Origin of the sequence: Myxococcus virescens (assembly GCF_900101905.1) — a bacterium.
In the GTDB taxonomy this organism is placed as follows: domain Bacteria; phylum Myxococcota; class Myxococcia; order Myxococcales; family Myxococcaceae; genus Myxococcus; species Myxococcus virescens.
The window spans coordinates 143,992-159,571 of sequence record NZ_FNAJ01000012.1; the positions used below are offsets into that span (position 1 = coordinate 143,992).

Consider the following 15,580-nt stretch of genomic DNA (forward strand, 5'->3'; position numbering starts at 1 on the left):
CTCGGAGATGCGCTGGTCGCGCGCGGCCACGTCCCCTTGCAGGGATTCGATGGTGGACTCCCGCTGGGAGACGGTGTCCTCCAGCTGGGCCACGCGCGCGGAGAGCTGTTCGCCGGTCCGCTGCGAGTCATCGAGCTGCCGCTGCGTCTCCTCGAGCTGCGAGGTGAGCGCTTGAATCTGGCCGGTGAGGTCCGCTTCGAGCTCGGCCTTGGCGGAGCGCAGCTCCTCCAACTGACGGGAGAGGTCCGCCTCCAGCGCGTCCTTCGCCTGGGAGAGGGACTGGAGCCGGTCGTTGAGGTCCGTCTCCAGCTCGTCCTTGGCCTGTCCCAGCGCCTGGAGCTCCGCGGTCAGCTCATTCTCGCGGTCCTCCAGGTGCGTCTTGACAGCCTCGACTTCGCCTTCGAGCTCGCCGATGCGCTCCAACTGCTGCTGGATGTTGGCGTTGAGCTCCGCCTCGGTGTGCTCGTTCCGAGCGATGGTCTCCGACAGCTCGCGCTCGAGCGTGCCGAGCTTCGCGTCACGCTCCTCGATGCGCTGGGTGAGCTCGGCCTCCTGGGCGTCCTTGTCCAGCCGGAGCTGGTCGCGCTCGCCCGTGGTTCGCGCGAGGTCCGTCTCCAGGTCCGCGACCTGCTGGCTGAGCTTCGCCTCCAGCGCATCGCGCTCGGCGTTGAGCCGGTGGATTTCCGCGTCAGCCTGGGTGCCGTGCTCCTCGGCACGGGCAGCGCGGGCTTCCAGGCCGCGCACGGTGGTGTCGCGCTCCTGCTCGGTCTGCTGCAGCCGCTCCTGGAGGGCCTGGATTTCACCGTCCAGCTCGGCGAAGCGCTGGTCACGCTCGCTGATGGTGCGGTTCAGCTCGGCCTCGAAGTCGTCACCGCGCTTCGTCAGCCGCGCGATTTCGCCTTCATTCGCGAGGATGGTGTCCTGGAGCTTCTGCTCCTTGACCTCGAACTCGAGCGTGACGACGCCGAGGTGCTTCTCCAGCTTGTCGTACTCGTTGCGGCCGTGCTCCAGCTCGCCGGCGCGGCGGCTCAGCTCCTCCTCGGCGCGGGAGACTTCCCGGCGCAGGAGGTTGATGTCCTTCTCCTTGGAGGCGACGACCTCGATGAGGTCCTTCTCCGCGGAGAACTTCTGGAGGAGCAGGTCATCGACGGTGGCGCCGTGCTCGCGCTCCTTCTGGATGGTCGCCTGCTGGGCCTCGTTGAAGCGGCGCAGCAGGTCGTCCACCTGCATCTTCAGGCCCTGCAACTCCACGTCCTTCTCGTGGATGCGGTCCTCGCCGGAGAGCAGCTCGCGCTCCCGCACGTTCCAGATTTCGGAGAGGCGGGCGAGCTGGGCCTCGCGCGTCTTCAGCTCGTCGCGGAGGATCTGGATCTTGCCCTCGGGCGTGCCCATCAGCTCGCGCCGCGGTGGCGGACGCTTGAGCTGGCGGGACTCGGCGAGCAGCTCCGCCTTGCGGTCCGCGATGGACTGGAACGTGCGGTCGAGGAACGCGCGGTCCTCTTCCGTCATCGCGCTGCGGCGCTCGCGCTTGGGCAGCTTTGGCGGGCCCCCCGCGGCGGCCTTGAGCGACGGAGGCATGGGCGGCGGTGCTTCGCGCGTCCCGTTCAGCGCGGCATCCAGCGACGCGCCGGTGTCATCCGTGCCCGGAGGCACGATGCCGTGGCTCAGGGCGGCCAGCTCGCCCATCTCGAACGGGATGGCGAGGTAGCCGTCCGCGGCCTGTGGCGTCTGACGATGCTGCGCCAGTCCATCCACGCCACTCTCGGAGGAGAGCAGCAGGACCTTGAGGTTCTGACCCCACTTGCCCTTCTTGATGTTGCCGCAGAGGACGAAGCCGGACTGATCCTTCAGCTCCGCGCGGAGGACGACCAGGTCTGGCCGGCGCTTCTCCAGCTCACGCTGCGCGTCAGCCGCCGTCTCAGCCAAGGCTGTCTGGTAGCCCGCGCCCTTGAGCACGGTGGCCATGCTGAGCGCAAAATCATGCTCGCTTTCGACGATGAGGACCCGACGCTCCATGAAGCCCTTTGTCCCGGAAAAAGTGCTGTGAAAACCGGAACATCCTAGCGGGCGCTTGTGACCCTTGGAAAGTTTCCAGGAGTCGCTCGGTTGCCAGCCTCACGAGCTCTTGCCGCGGACGACGACTTCCGAACGGACTGAGGGGGCCGGATGGGCGGGGTTCGTGGGCTCGTCGCGACCGGGGAACGTCGTCGGGGGCGTGTGTCGGTCGAAGCGGATTCCGTCGGGGGGGCAGTACCCGTGTGCGAGCTGGGCGAACCACGGGTTCAGCGTCGAGGGAACGGGCTCCGGTGCGGGGCCTTCGTCGTGTGGCTCGGGGGCCACATCGGCGTCGGCTTCCTCCAGGTCGTCGTCCGATTCGATGAGCTGCGCTGCACTGGTGGCGGAAATCTCCGCTTCCTCCACCTCGTCGCTGCTGATTTCGTCCGGCTCCTCGGGTTGGGGCCGCGCGCGGGAGTGGCTGTCGTCGTCCCCCTCGTCGATGGACTGGGCTTCGTCCTCGGAGATTTCCTCGGGCTCTTCGTCCTCGCCGCCGGGGACCGAGGCCGAGGCCTTGAACGCCTGCGGGCTGACGGGTTCGAGCCGGGGGGGGCCGTCCACGGACTGGAGCCGGGGCGGACGCTGAAGGGGAACGGGCGGGGGCGCCGCCGCGCGCGGAGGCAGGGCGGGGGGCTGGGCGGATTCCGGCGGCGAGGTGCTCGGGTGGAGGGTCGGCGGCGGGCGCTCCGGTGTGCTCACGGACGCGCCTCCTCGGATGGGAGGCAGGCGCTCTGCTTCGGAGGCACCCGGGCGGGAGATGGGCGGCGGCCGTTCCGTGTTCGTGGACCGCTGCTGTGGCGTCAGTGCCGTCATCCGTCCGACGGGCGTCTCCATTCGCGCGGAGATGCTCCGGCTCGACAGCGAGGAGGGCGCGGGGACGATGGGTGTAGGGGTGGGGTACTCTTCCGGCCGGCTTGAGGAGTCGGTTCCCCGGCTGCTGGATGTGCGAGTGGGGAGGAGCTCCTGGAGCAGCTCGGTGGGCACGCGGATGATGGGCGTCGGCGCGGGTGGTTCGTCCCGCTGGCGGTCGTAGGGCGAGCGCACCACCGGCGTGTGCGAGGGGGGCTCGTAGCGCGATTCGATGACGGGGCTGCGGACGACCGGCGTCGGCGCGGGGGCTTCATCTGAGTCCCCGGCAGCTTCGCTGGTGCCCGAGTCCGTCCGGTTCAGCGCGGCGGGCGCCTTGATGATGGGCGTCGCTGATGAGGTTTCACAGGAATCCGCGCCCACGAGCGAAGGAGACCGGCCCGGAGGTGGGGGGACCCTGACGACGGGCGTCGTCGCCGAGGCCTCGTTGGCGTCCGTGCTCGCCGGGGATGAAAGGCGGCTCGATGAGGCGGTGCTTCCCTTGGCGGACATCGCTGTCGCCGAGGCTTCCTCAGTGTCGCTGCTGACGGAGAACGGCGGCCGGCCTGGAGGTGGCGGGACCTTGACGATGGGGGTTGCCCCCGAGGCTCCGCTGCCGTCGTCACTCAGCACCGAAGGCAGCCGACCTGACGACGACGGCGCCTTGACGATGGGCGTTGCCCCCGAGGCTTCGCTGCTGTCGCCACTCTGCACGGCGGAGAACCGGCCCGAGAAGGAGGGCGCCTTCACGACGGGCGTCGTCGCCGCGTGCTCGCTCGTACCGTCGCTCACCGATGAAGAGGCCTGCGCTGACGGAGCCGGCGCCTTGACGATGGGGGGCGGCGACGGGGGTTCGTCCGCGTCTTCGACCTCCGTTGCCTGAACGATGGGAAGCGCGCTTTCGGAATCGTCGTCGTCGCTCGCGTCGTGCGCGGAACCTTCCGCTGTCGCGTCGTTGCCGGGCACGCTGGACGCGGAGGCCTCGCTCTCGCGGACCGTGGTGGTCGCTGCATCGGCGGCCGCTGCGGAGCGCTCTCGCAGCGGCGCCCCCATCACCACGGGCGGCTCGATGGGATTCGTCTCGAGTTCCGTCTTGATGAGGCGCGTGTCGAGCCCCTCGTCGAGCACCTGCCCCATGACCAGCGGCAGGTCTTCGCGCGCACGCCCCGCGGCAGGCGCGTCCTTGTCCTTTCGAGGCTCCGGCGCCTTCTTGGAGACTGGTGCCGCCGTGGGGGCGGGCTCGGGAGGCAGCAGCGCCGCCAGCCGGTTCGTGGGCGTTCCCGTCACCGTGGTGGGCGCGGGCAGGTTGTCCTCGCTCGTGGTGGAGACGGGCTCCGACCGCTTCTCCAGCAGCGAGTCATACAGGTCCAGGAGCTTGCCGCGGATGAGCCCCGCGTCGAGCGCCGCCTCCGCGTGTGCCCGAGCCACCTGGCCCAGCTCCACCCGGCGCTTCACGTCGCGCGCCAGCTCGATGATGCGGTCGGCCAAGGCCTGGCTGTCGCCCGGAGGGAAGAAGACGCCCGCGCCAGCCGGGATGAGCTCCCGCGTCACAGGCAGGTCCGCCGCGATGATGGGGCGGCCCGCCGCGCAGTACTCCGACACCTTCGCCAGCGGCCCACCCTGAACGCGATTGCGCTCCACGTCATCCATGGGCAGCACGCCCAAGTCCGCGAGCGCGAGCACCTTGGCCAGGTCATCGTGGTGCACCGGGGGTTGGAACTCCACCCGGTCGCCCAGGCCCAGCTCCTTCACCAGGTCATCCAGGTGCGGCTGCCAGTCCGCGTGGCGCGCGCCCACCACCGTGAGGCGCACCTCTTCCTTCCGGGCCGCCACCTCCACCGCGCGCAGCAGCGTGGACAGGCCCTGCCACCCCACCTGGCTGCCCAGGTACATCATCCGGAGCGGTTCGCCGTCCGGGGCGCCCAGCACCTCGGGCGTGAAGGGCTGGAGGTCCACCGGCGCGGGCAGCACCCGGACCTGCTCCTCACTGGCGCCGAGCGACTGGATGTACGCGCGCGTCGTCTCCGAGCCGGTGACGACGAGGTCCGCGTTCATCAGGCAGAACAGCTCCTGCCTGCGAATCTTCGACAGGAAGCGCCGGTCCCCCTCCGTCTGCGGGTGGGTGTACCGCAGCTCCTGCGAGGGGAACGTCTGGGCCTCGTAGATGAGCCGGTACCCGTAGTCTCCCTTTAGCTCGCACAATGCGTATCCGCCGAAGGGGTCCGTGAAGTGGGCGAGCGCGTAGTCCTCGCTTTCGAGCTGCCGGCGCACGGCCCGCTCGAAGGCCTGGATGCGCGAAGCGAGGTCCCCCGAGCCTACCGGGACGCGCAGCAGCCGGGCGCCCTGGTACTTCTCGATGTGGGAGTGGTCAGGCGTCTTCGCCGACAGCACCACCACGGAGAAGCGGTCCGGCAACGCCTTCAAGTATTCGGTCAAACGCCGGGATGAACCCGACGGACCGGGGATGACGTCGAAACTGCACAGGAGCAGTCTGGGCAGGTCGCTCAAGCGTGGGCAGGATACCTAGCCGCCCCCTGAGTGTCATCGGGTGATGAAACGAGAAAGGGGGTCGGGCGAAGAACACATGTAATGCTGGCACGTTGACCCTCTACGACCAGCGACCTAAAGGCCGGCTTTGCCTATGGAAGACCTCAAGAGCGTGACGGTCAGCTACCTCAGGGAGTTGGCACGGAAGCACCTGGGGAGCGGCTACAGTCGTATGAAAAAAGAGGAGCTGCTCGCAGCCCTGGCCGCCTATGTCCCCGCCCTGGCGAAGCTCGCCCGGTTGGCGGGCATCCGAGTGCTTCCCAAGCGCTCGGCCGCGAAACCCGCTGCATCGCCTGCCCGGGCCCCCGCCCCCAGGAAGGCCAAGGCGCCCACCCCTGACGCCGCGAAGGCGCCTCGGACGTCGAGGACCCCGGCCGCCGCGAAGCCCAAGGCCGGCGGCGCGCGAGACCAGGGCAGGGTATCCGCGCCCAAGCGGGTGGCCGCCAAGCGGGCCTCCGAGAAGCCCGGGAGCAAGCCGACGGTCAAGCCCGCGAAGGTGGTCACGTTCCCGCCCAAGCCCCGAGTGGAACGGCCGCGTGAGCCGGTGACGCCCGTCATGCCTTCCGTCACGAGGCCGCTCGTTCCAGCGCCGGAACCGGTGCCGCGGCCCGTCACACGGCCCGCGCCCGTGCAAAAGCCCGCGGAGCCCGTGGAGGAGGGCTTCTTCGTGGCGCGCGTGGCTGGCGAGGAGGAGGCGCGCAGCCACCATCTGGTGGAGCGCACGCCGGTTTCGCCGCCGCCCCCCGTGGATGCCGAGGGATTGGGTGAGCTGCCGGAGGGGTATCAGGACGACGCCGTCCTCCTGTTGCCCAGGGACCCGCACACGCTCTTCGTGTCCTGGGACTTCAGCCTGGGGGCCCTGCTGCGGGCGCAGGATGCGCTGGAGGCGCCGCGTACCGTGCTTCGTGTGTTCGGTGATGAACAGATGGAGCGGGAGTTGGACTTCGCGGTGGAGGCTCGCGGCTTCTACATCCAAGGGTTGCCGTCGGGGCGGACGTATCGCGTGGAGGCGCACTTCGTCGGCCGTGATGGGCGGAGCTGCCGCATCGGTGCTTCGAGCAACCGCGTGATGCTGCCTCCCGCGGGCGTCTCCACGGATTTGACGGTGCGTTTCCTTCGAGTTCCTCCGCTCGAGGCGGCGCTTCCCGCGGCGGTCGTGGAAGCGCCGCCACCGGAAGAGGAGCGCGAGTACGTGTCGTGGCGCCGGGTGAACCTGCCGGGCAGTGGTGGCGTGCTGGATGTGCCGGAAGTCCACAGGGAGCGTCGTGGCAGGGACATAACGGAGGCGCACCTGGAGGGCCCCGCGCGAGCGCCGGGCGCTTCGGACCAGCGGTACGTGGAGTCGGTGGAGCGCGTGCCCGGGGCTTCGGACCTACGGTACGTGGACTCGGTGGAGCGCGTGCCTGGGGCTTCGGACCAGCGCTATCTGTCGGTCGCGGCGCAGCGGAATGCGCGCGAGGTGCGTGGCCCCGTGACTGCTCCCGTGTCGCACTACCTGGAGACCCTGGGCCGTGCACCGGGGGCTTCGGATATGCGTTATGCGGGAGGGGACGCTCGCGAGGCGGGGAGGGGGCAAGGGCCCCGTGCGTATCTGGATGTGAGGGGCGTCCCGGGGGCATCCGACCTGCGCTACGCGGAAGGCGGCGCGGCACGCCAGGCAGGCCGTGACACGTCACCGCACCGCTACCTGGACGTGAAGGGCATCCCGGGGGCATCGGACCTGCGCTACGCGGAAGGCGGTGCGACTCGCTCGCCGGTCAGCGGCGCTTCGCCTTATCGCTACCTGGACGTGAAGGGCATTCCGGGTGCGTCGGACCTCCGCTATGCGGAAGGTGCGGCGACTTCGCATCCGCATCACCTGGACGTAAGCCGCATTCCGGGAGCGTCGGACCTGCGCTACCTGGAGTCGCCGCCCCGCGCGCCGGGCGCATCGGAGCAGCGCTACCTGGAGTCATCTCCGCAGCGGGCAGGCGCCTCGGAGCGTCGTTACCTGGAGTCATCTCCGCAGCGGGCAGGCGCCTCGGAGCGTCGTTACCTGGACGCCCCGGAGCGGGCGTCGGGTGCATCGGAGCGTCGCCACCTGGATTCCCCTCCGCAGGGGACAGGCGCCTCGGGTCGAAGCTTCCTCGGTGCTCCGACTCAACCGTCGGGCGCCGCCGATACGTCGGCACACACAGAAACCGGAACCACCGCGAAGGATGCTCACGGCGCCGGTACTCATCCCCCCTCGGTCGAGGAGGAGCACCGCTACTTCGAGGCCCCGCCACGTTCATCCGGCGCCACGGTTCCGGGCAGCGACGCCAGGGCGCGGGGAGACGCCGACGCGGAGGAGGACCACCGCTACTTCGAAGTGCCGCGGTCCCGTGCGGAGGGCGCGGCGCATCGCCGCACGGCGTCTCCTTCCTCCTTCGAGGCCCGCGAGGGCCACGCCACCCACGACGCGGCGGAGCCGCCTCCCCGGAAGCCGCCGTCGGACGACGGCCGCTCCTGAAAACCCGCACGGAGACATTGAACGACCATGAGTCTGGGCTCCCTCGCGCTGGTGCTCCACGCGCACCTTCCCTTCGTTCGGCACCCCGAGCATGAGGACTTCCTCGAGGAGGACTGGCTCTACGAGGCCATCTCCGAGACGTACCTCCCGCTGCTCCAGGTCTTCGACGGACTGGCGGAGGACGGCGTCCCGTTCCGCCTGGCGATGACGCTGTCTCCGACGCTCGTCTCCATGCTGCGCGACGAGCTGCTGATGAGCCGCTACGCACGGCGGCTGGACCTGCTCTGCGAACTGGGCGCGAGAGAGGTGCATCGGACGCGAGATGACGCCACCTTCGGCCCCATTGCCCGCTTCTACCGGGACCACTTCGAGTCCCTGCGCCGCGCGTTCCATGACCGCTACAAGCGCGACCTCGTCGCCGCGTTCCGGCGGCTCCAGGACGCGGGCTACCTGGACATCCTCACCTGCAACGCGACACACGGTTTCCTGCCGTTGATGCAGCAGGTGCCCGAAGCCGTCCGTGCCCAGGTGACGGTGGCCGCGAACCACTACCGCCAGCACTTCGGCAGGGACCCCGCCGGCATCTGGCTCGCCGAGTGCGGCTACTACCCGGGCCTGGAGCGCCTGCTGGCCAGCGAGCGCATTCGTTACTTCTTCGTCGACACGCACGGCCTGACGGACGCCGTGCCCCGACCCCTGCATGGCCCCTACGCACCCGTCTTCACCGAGGCGGGCGTCGCCGCGTATGCCCGAGACCCGGAGAGCAGCCAGCAGGTGTGGAGCACCGAGCACGGCTACCCGGGCGACCCGGACTACCGCGAGTTCTACCGGGACATCGGCTGGGACCTGGACCTGGACTACATCCGCCCGTTCATCCAGCCCACCGGCGAGCGCAAGAACACCGGCTTCAAGTACTTCCGCATCACCGGGAAGACGAACGAGAAGCGCCCGTACGATCCGCTCGCCGCGCGTGAGCGGGCCTCGGTGCATGCGGGCAACTTCCTCTTCAACCGCCAACGGCAGATTGAAGACCTGGCCTCGCGCCTGGGCGGCAGGGCGCCGGTGGTCGTCGCGCCCTATGACGCCGAGCTCTTCGGCCACTGGTGGTTCGAGGGGCCCCAGTTCCTCGACTTCCTCATCCGCAAGGTCGCGTATGACCAGAAGACGTTCCGGCTGGTGACGCCGTTGGATGACCTGCGGGAGCACCCGGAGAATCAGGTGGCGACGCCGCCGCTGTCCTCGTGGGGCGCGGGCGGATACGCCAACATGTGGCTCGACGGCAGCAATGATTGGATCTACCGCCACCTCAACCACTGCGCGAAGCAGATGGTGGCGCTGGCGCGGGACTTCCCGGATGCCGGTGAGCTGCAACGTCGCGCGCTCAATCAGGCGGCCAGGGAGCTGCTGCTCGCCCAGTCCTCCGACTGGGCCTTCATCATGAAGACGGGCACCATGGTGGAGTACGCCCAGCGCCGCACGCGCGAGCACATCCTGCGCTTCCAGCGCCTGCACGAGCAGCTGCGCGGCGGCAGTCTGGACGAGGGCTGGCTCTCTCTCGTGGAGGGGCGGGACAACCTCTATCCAGAGCTGGACTACCGCCTCTATCTGCCTGCCTGAGGCCAGAGGGGAGCAGGGTGGGGTGATGTGTCCTCCTGTCGCCACGACAGACGGTTTGGCTTGCGGGGCAGGTTTTCGGCTTTAGCTTGGTCTGCATATGAACCGTTCGACCGTCTCGTTCCGGAAGGCGCTCGTCGCCGCGCTCCTGGTCGCGTTGCCTCCCGCTGTTGCTGTCTCGCAGGCGCCAAAGTCGCCGCCCGCGGCCACCCAGCCGGGCGCCGGGAACGTCCTCCAGCCCGCGACACGGGAGGCCCAGGCGCTTCCGTCGCTGGCGCCGCTGGTGGAGTCGGTGAAGTCGGCGGTGGTCAACGTGGACGTGCAGGCCCGAGGGGGCGGCGTTCCGCGGGGGATGGAGGACAACCCGCTCTTCGAGCGCTTCTTCGGTGGAGGCCGCGAGGGCGGCCGTCAGCGCCGCGAGCCGCTGCGCCAAGGGGCAGGGTCCGGCTTCATCATCGACCCGAAGGGCGTCGTCCTCACCAACAACCACGTGGTGGAGGATGCCGTCAGCATCACCATCCGCCTGGATGACGGACGCAGCTTCAGCGGCGAAGTGGTGGGGCGGGACCCGCTCACGGACGTGGCGCTCGTGCGGCTCAAGGAGAAGGTGGAGAACCTGCCCACCGTGAAGCTGGGCGACTCGGATGCGCTGCGCGTGGGTGACTGGGTGGTGGCCATTGGCAACCCCTTCGGTCTGGCCTCCAGCGTCAGCCTGGGCATCGTCTCCGCGCGGGCGCGTGAGATTGGCGCCAGCCAGTACGACGAGTTCCTCCAGACGGACGCGGCCATCAACCCGGGCAACTCGGGCGGCCCGCTCTTCAACATGAAGGGCGAAGTGGTGGGCATCAACACCGCCATCGTCGGTGGTGGCTCCGGCATCGGCTTCGCGGTGCCCAGCAATCTCATCGGTTCACTGCTGCCGCAGCTGGAGAAGGAGGGCGCCGTCACGCGCGCATGGCTGGGCGTGGGCATCCAGGACTTGACGCGGGACCTGGCCAGCGCGCTCAAGCTCTCCGTGAATCAAGGCGCCATCCTCACGCAGGTGATGCCGTCTTCTCCCGCGGCGAAGGCGGGCCTGAAGCAGGACGACGTCGTCACCGCCATCGACGGCCGGACCGTCACCTCCAGCGGCGAGCTGACGCGCACCGTGGCGCTCAAGCGTCCCGGAAGCACCTCCACGTTGACGCTCTACCGCGACGGCAAGAAGCAGGACGTGAAGGTGACGCTCGGCACGCGGCCGGACCTGGAGGGCGTGGCCTCGGCGAAGCAGCGGCCGGAGGACCAGCAGGAGAGCTCCCGGCGCGTGGGCGTCAGCCTCCAGAACCTGGATGCGCGCACCGCGCAGCAGGCCGGCTTCACGGACAGCAGCGGCGCGCTCATCACCGATGTGGTGCCCGGCTCGCCCGCGGACCGCGCGCAGTTGGAGCCCGGCATGGTCGTCATCGAGGCCAACCGCAAGAAGGTGGAGAACGCGGACGCCCTGGCCCGCATCATCAAGGGCGCCGCGTCCGGGAGCACCTTGCTGCTGCGCGTGACGGCGCCGGGCGGGGCTCGCAACCTGCGCGCCCTGCGGGTGCCGTGAGTCCGGAGCGTGGGAGCGGCGGATGAGCGTCAACTACGTCGCGCTTGGAGACAGCACGGCCGTGGGCGTAGGGGCGGCGCGAGGAGGGGGCTATCCCGAGCGCCTCGCCTCCCGGCTGCGCGCTGCTGGCCTGCCCGTGGGCCTCACCAACCTGGGGCAGAGCGGCGCGCGCATCCGTGACGTCTTCACGGGACAGGTGAAGCGCGCCGTGGCCGCGCAGCCCACACTGGTGACGCTGGGCATCGGGACGAATGACCTCTGGCGCGGCACGCCCGTGGAGGACTTCCAGGACGACCTGGACCGCATCGCGCGAAGGTTGAAGCAGACCGGGGCGCCGCTGGTGGTGGTGAACCTCGCGGACCTGGCGCTGGCTCCGGTGGCGCGGCTGGTGCCCGCGGCGCTGTACGAAGGCCGCATCGAGCCCTTCAACGCCGCCATCGCGGAGGTGGCCCGGGTGCACGGCATGCACCACGTGGACCTCTTCGCGGCGAGCAAGGACATGATTCCCAGGAGCCCCCACTTCTTCTCGGACGACGGCTTCCATCCGTCGGCCGATGGCTATGAGGAGTGGGCGGACCTGCTGCTGCCCACGGCGCAGACGCTCGTGAGCCGCTGAGCGCCTATGCCTTGGCCACGCCACCCGGAGGCTTGGGAGCGGCAGTCACGGCGGGAGGCTCGGCCGTGGGCGTGTGCGGGCCCCGCTCGCGGCCCGGGTGCAGCTCCATGCCGGCCTCGTACTGGGTGGTGCGGTTCCGGCCGGTGCGCTTGCTGAAATAGAGCGCCGCGTCCGCGCAGTCCACCAGCTCTTCCTGGGCGGAGGCGTCGGAGGGGAAGTGCGACGCGCCAATGGACACCGTGACGTGGTTGCCCGGCAGGCCCGGCTGGACCAACTCCACGGATTCCGCCACGGCGCGGCGCAGCTTCTCCGCGACCTCCATGGCCTCCGCCTTGTTCGTCTGGGGCAGGAGGATGACGAACTCCTCGCCGCCGTAGCGCGCCAGTGTGTCCACCTTGCGCACGCGCAGCCGCAGCACGTCGCACACCCGGCGCAGCGTTTCGTCACCCACGCGGTGGCCGGCCAGGTCGTTGATGCGCTTGAAGTGGTCCACGTCCACCATGAGCAGCGCCAGCGGGGTGCCGAAGCGGTTCGAACGCGCCAGCTCCAGCTCCATGCGCTGGAAGAGGTGGCGGCGGTTGGGCACGCCGGTGAGCGGGTCCGTCATGGTGAGCTTCACCGTCTCCGCGTGCAGCCGGGCGTTCTTCACCGCCGTGGCCACCACGTCCGCCACCGCGTTGAGCAGCTCGATTTCCTCCGCGGAGAAGCTGGCCACCTCGGGGCGCTGGAAGTTCATCACGCCCAGCAGCGTCTCCATGTGCACCATGGGCGCCGCCAGCAGCGCGCCGCTGTTCAGCCCGCCCTTCACCAGGTCCGGCTTGGCGAACACGCTGGAGCGGTCCGACGTGTCCGGCAGGTACACGGACTTGCGCGTCTCCGCCGCGCGCCCGCAGGCGCCTTCGCCCAGCGCGAAGGTGAGGCCCTCCGCGCCGCGGCCCTCCGGCCAGGCGTGCTTGATTTCCAGCAGGCCCTCCGGGTTCATCAACATGATGGAGAACTCGGGGATGCGCAGCCGCTCGGTCACCAGCCGGGTGACGGCGTCCAGCAGCTCATCCAGCTCCAGCGTGGCGTTGAGCGAGCGCGCCACGTCGAAGAGCAGCGACAGCTCCTTGAGGCGGTCCTCCAGCTCGTCCTTGAGGGCCAGCTTCTCCTTCACCAGCTCCAGGTCGCGGTGGGTGTCGATCTCCTCCGCCTTCATGGAGGTGAGCCGCGCCAGCATCTGGTTGAAGGCCGCGCCCAACTGCGCGAGCTCGTCGGTGCCTCGCGCCTCCGCGCGCACCAGCAGGTCGCCCGCCTCCGCGCGCCGCATGGCCACGCTCAGCTTGCGCAGCGGGCGGGTGAGGACGAAGTGCAGCGCCAGCCCGGTGATGAGCGCCAGCAGCACCACGAACAGGCCCATGGAGCCGAGCGCCGCGCCGAACACGGACGACAGCTGCTGGTGCAGCGCCGGCTCCGCCATGCGCAGCTGCAGGATGCTGGCGCCCGGCACGTCGCCGGAGGTGTGGCAGCCGGCGCACTCGGGCCCGCCGAGGGGACGGATGACCTCCGTCATCTGCGCCACCGAGCGCGCCCGCTCCGGGCCAGGGGCCGTCAGCCGCGCGGCCTCCGGGTGCGTCGTGCCTTCTTCACCCGAGCGGCGGGACCAGAGGATGCGCCCATCCGGCGTCAGCACCCGGACGTCCTCCACCGAGCGGAAGAGCCGGGTGTCGGAGCGCATCACCTCCGTCACCGCGCCATGGGCCGGAGCCCCGCGCGCCTGCGGGAGGGTGAAGGTGGATGCGACGAACTCCGCCAGCGCCAGCGACTCCACCTGGGTGGCGTCCTGGACCGCGACCCGCGCCTCACGCCAGAAGTGGCCGACGCCCAGCAGCGCCACGAGCAACCCGGGCAGGGCGATGCTCCACAGCAGCTTGCGACCAACGGTGTCGGGACCCAGGGGCATACGGGTGCTCGCGGCTCTCGAGCGCGGAGTTTCGGACGGGTTTCACGGAGTTGGGACGGTCCATGAATTGTCAGGTGGCTGACGCTACCTGTCAAACGAAGCGGTGAAATCATCCTACGATTGCGCTGACGCTGGATCACCTCCTGGTGCATCAATCAGGTGGATTCCTGGAGATTCCATGGCGACCGAGTTTCTCACCTCCGCGCTGTTGCCGGTGCCACACGGCTTCACCACCCGCGCTGGCGGTTGTTCGGAGGGGCCCTACGCGTCACTCAACCTGGGTTTCTCCGTGGGCGACGAGCGGGCGCGCGTGGAGGAGAACCACCGCCGCCTTGCACAGGCCGCTGGCGCGCCGCTCGAAGCGCTGAGCCGCGTGTCGCAGGTGCACGGTGATCGCGTGGTGGAGGCCCGGAGCGGGGAGGGGGCCCAGGGGCTGCGCCCCACGGAGGGCGAGGCGGACGGACTGTGGACGCAGGCACCCGGAAGCTGGGTGGCGGTGGGCACGGCGGACTGCGTGCCGGTGCTGCTGGTGGACCCGGATGGCCGTAGCGTGGCGGCGGTGCACTCCGGCTGGCGGGGGACGGACGCGGACATCAGCGCGCGCGCCGTGGAGGTGCTGGTGGCGCGCGGTGCGAGGCCGGAGCGGCTGCTGGCGGCGGTGGGGCCGTCAATCCAGGTCTGTTGCTACGAGGTGTCGGAGGAGCTGGCGCAGCGCTTCAGCGCGCGCTTCGGGGAGGAAGTGGTGCGGTGGGTGGAAGGCAAGCCGCGGCTGGACCTGGCCCGCGCGGTGCGTCAGACGTTGGTGGGGGCGGGGCTCAAGCGGGCCCACGTCGATGTACTACAGGCCTGTACGGCGTGTGATCCCACGCGCTTCTTCTCCCACCGGCGGGACGCGGGGCGGACGGGGCGGCACCTCAATTACGTGGTACACCGCTTCTAGCCTCCCCGTGTGGGGGGCCGATTTCTTGACGCTCTCCGACGGGCCTTCCTATCCTCGGGGAGACCCCTCTGCTGAAAAAGGCCCGTGCCCGCGCGCTCCGTCATCTTCCGTCTGCTCGCCGCCGCGCCCCTGTGTGCGCTGGGCGCTTGCGCCACCACCGCTTCCTCGGAGGCGGAGGTGAGTGCGCTGCGCTCCGAGCTGCGCACGCTGCGCGCGTCCCAGGAGCGGCTGGTGGAGCGGGTGGCCCGGTTGGAGGCGCACGACGCCGTGTCGCGCGCGGGGGCTTCGAGTGAGAGCCCGTCAGCGCGGCCCATTCCGGTGAAGGTGGAGGCGTCCGCGCAGGAGTCGCTGGGCGCCACGCCGGAGCTGGCGGTGGTGAAGCTCAAGCCGCGCCATGAGCCCGCGCCGAAGCTGCCCACCGCCGTGGCGGTGATGGAGCCGGACGACGAGCAGATGGAGATGTTCATCAGCCCCGCGCCAGACGAAGGGTCCGGCGCGTCGGCGAGCGCCGCGTCGGCCGCGACCATGATGGCGTCGAACGAGGACGCGGGGGCGCAGCAGGACCCCGACGTGCTCGACGCGGAGTTCGACAAGGCCGTGAACATGCTGCGCACCGGCAACGTGGAGGGCGGGGTGGAGAAGCTGCGCCGCTTCGCCGATGAGAACCCGCGTCACCCGCGCGCCGACAACGCGCTCTATTTCAGCGGGTTGGGCCAGATTGGCCTCAACGAGTTCAAGGGAGCCGCGAAGACGTTCGAGCGGCTCATCGACAAGTATCCCGCCGGGGACGCCATGCTGGACGGCATGCTCCGGCTCGCCGAGTGCCGGATGCGGCTCAACCAGTCCGCGGATGCCAAGGTGCTCTACACCCGCGTCGTCACCCAGTTCCCGGGGACGGCGGCTGCTACCCAGGCGGAACAGCGGCTCGCCGCGATCCCCCAGTGATG

Annotated in this window: 9 protein-coding genes; 6 read left to right on the forward strand and 3 right to left on the reverse strand. The window is 70.0% G+C overall.

The window, feature by feature from the left end; translation table 11 throughout:
- Positions 1 to 2,016 (reverse strand): response regulator (locus BLU09_RS28090; protein WP_143043210.1); only part of this gene is annotated, 2,016 nt, incomplete at its 3' end.
- Positions 2,017 to 2,115: 99 nt separating this feature from the next.
- Positions 2,116 to 5,367, reverse strand: a complete 3,252-nt coding sequence (locus tag BLU09_RS28095; protein ID WP_090493000.1) for a glycosyltransferase family 4 protein — start codon at positions 5,365 to 5,367, stop codon at positions 2,116 to 2,118.
- A 253-nt stretch (positions 5,368 to 5,620) separates the two neighbouring features.
- On the opposite strand from BLU09_RS28095, the gene BLU09_RS28100 reads away from it, so the two are divergent.
- The 4 genes from BLU09_RS28100 to BLU09_RS28115 all read left to right on the forward strand — a co-directional run bounded on the left by BLU09_RS28100 (position 5,621) and on the right by BLU09_RS28115 (position 11,751).
- Complete coding sequence (locus BLU09_RS28100) at positions 5,621 to 7,939, forward strand: DUF4912 domain-containing protein (protein WP_244172078.1); 2,319 nt, start codon at positions 5,621 to 5,623, stop codon at positions 7,937 to 7,939.
- 27 nt (positions 7,940 to 7,966) lie between these two features.
- The gene (locus BLU09_RS28105) at positions 7,967 to 9,556 is read left to right on the forward strand and encodes a glycoside hydrolase family 57 protein (protein WP_090492877.1); all 1,590 of its coding nucleotides are present in this window, start codon (positions 7,967 to 7,969) and stop codon (positions 9,554 to 9,556) included.
- 97 nt (positions 9,557 to 9,653) lie between these two features.
- The gene (locus tag BLU09_RS28110; protein WP_090492878.1) at positions 9,654 to 11,135 is read left to right on the forward strand and encodes a trypsin-like peptidase domain-containing protein; all 1,482 of its coding nucleotides are present in this window, start codon (positions 9,654 to 9,656) and stop codon (positions 11,133 to 11,135) included.
- A 22-nt stretch (positions 11,136 to 11,157) separates the two neighbouring features.
- Positions 11,158 to 11,751, forward strand: a complete 594-nt coding sequence (locus BLU09_RS28115) for an SGNH/GDSL hydrolase family protein (RefSeq protein WP_090492879.1) — start codon at positions 11,158 to 11,160, stop codon at positions 11,749 to 11,751.
- Positions 11,752 to 11,755: 4 nt separating this feature from the next.
- Here the strand turns inward: BLU09_RS28115 and BLU09_RS28120 are convergent, their stop codons facing one another.
- Positions 11,756 to 13,693: a GGDEF domain-containing protein gene (locus tag BLU09_RS28120; protein WP_090492880.1), complete on the reverse strand. Its 1,938-nt coding sequence runs from the start codon at positions 13,691 to 13,693 to the stop codon at positions 11,756 to 11,758.
- 178 nt (positions 13,694 to 13,871) lie between these two features.
- Here BLU09_RS28120 and pgeF point away from each other — a divergent pair, with 178 nt between their 5' ends.
- Positions 13,872 to 14,633 (forward strand): peptidoglycan editing factor PgeF, encoded by a 762-nt coding sequence (pgeF, locus tag BLU09_RS28125; protein WP_090492881.1) that lies wholly within the window; start codon positions 13,872 to 13,874, stop codon positions 14,631 to 14,633.
- Positions 14,634 to 14,717: 84 nt separating this feature from the next.
- Positions 14,718 to 15,578 (forward strand): tetratricopeptide repeat protein, encoded by an 861-nt coding sequence (locus BLU09_RS28130; RefSeq protein ID WP_090492882.1) that lies wholly within the window; start codon positions 14,718 to 14,720, stop codon positions 15,576 to 15,578.
- The last annotated feature ends 2 nt before the right edge of the window (positions 15,579 to 15,580 follow it).

Coding starts and splice junctions, on each gene's coding strand:
- BLU09_RS28100 (WP_244172078.1), top strand. CDS start 5,621: ATGAAAAAAGAGGAGCTGCTCGCAGCCCTGGCCGCCTATGTCCCCGCC.
- BLU09_RS28115 (WP_090492879.1), top strand. CDS start 11,158: ATGAGCGTCAACTACGTCGCGCTTGGAGACAGCACGGCCGTGGGCGTA.
- pgeF (WP_090492881.1), top strand. CDS start 13,872: ATGGCGACCGAGTTTCTCACCTCCGCGCTGTTGCCGGTGCCACACGGC.
- BLU09_RS28110 (WP_090492878.1), top strand. CDS start 9,654: ATGAACCGTTCGACCGTCTCGTTCCGGAAGGCGCTCGTCGCCGCGCTC.
- BLU09_RS28105 (WP_090492877.1), top strand. CDS start 7,967: ATGAGTCTGGGCTCCCTCGCGCTGGTGCTCCACGCGCACCTTCCCTTC.
- BLU09_RS28120 (WP_090492880.1), bottom strand. CDS start 13,693: ATGCCCCTGGGTCCCGACACCGTTGGTCGCAAGCTGCTGTGGAGCATC.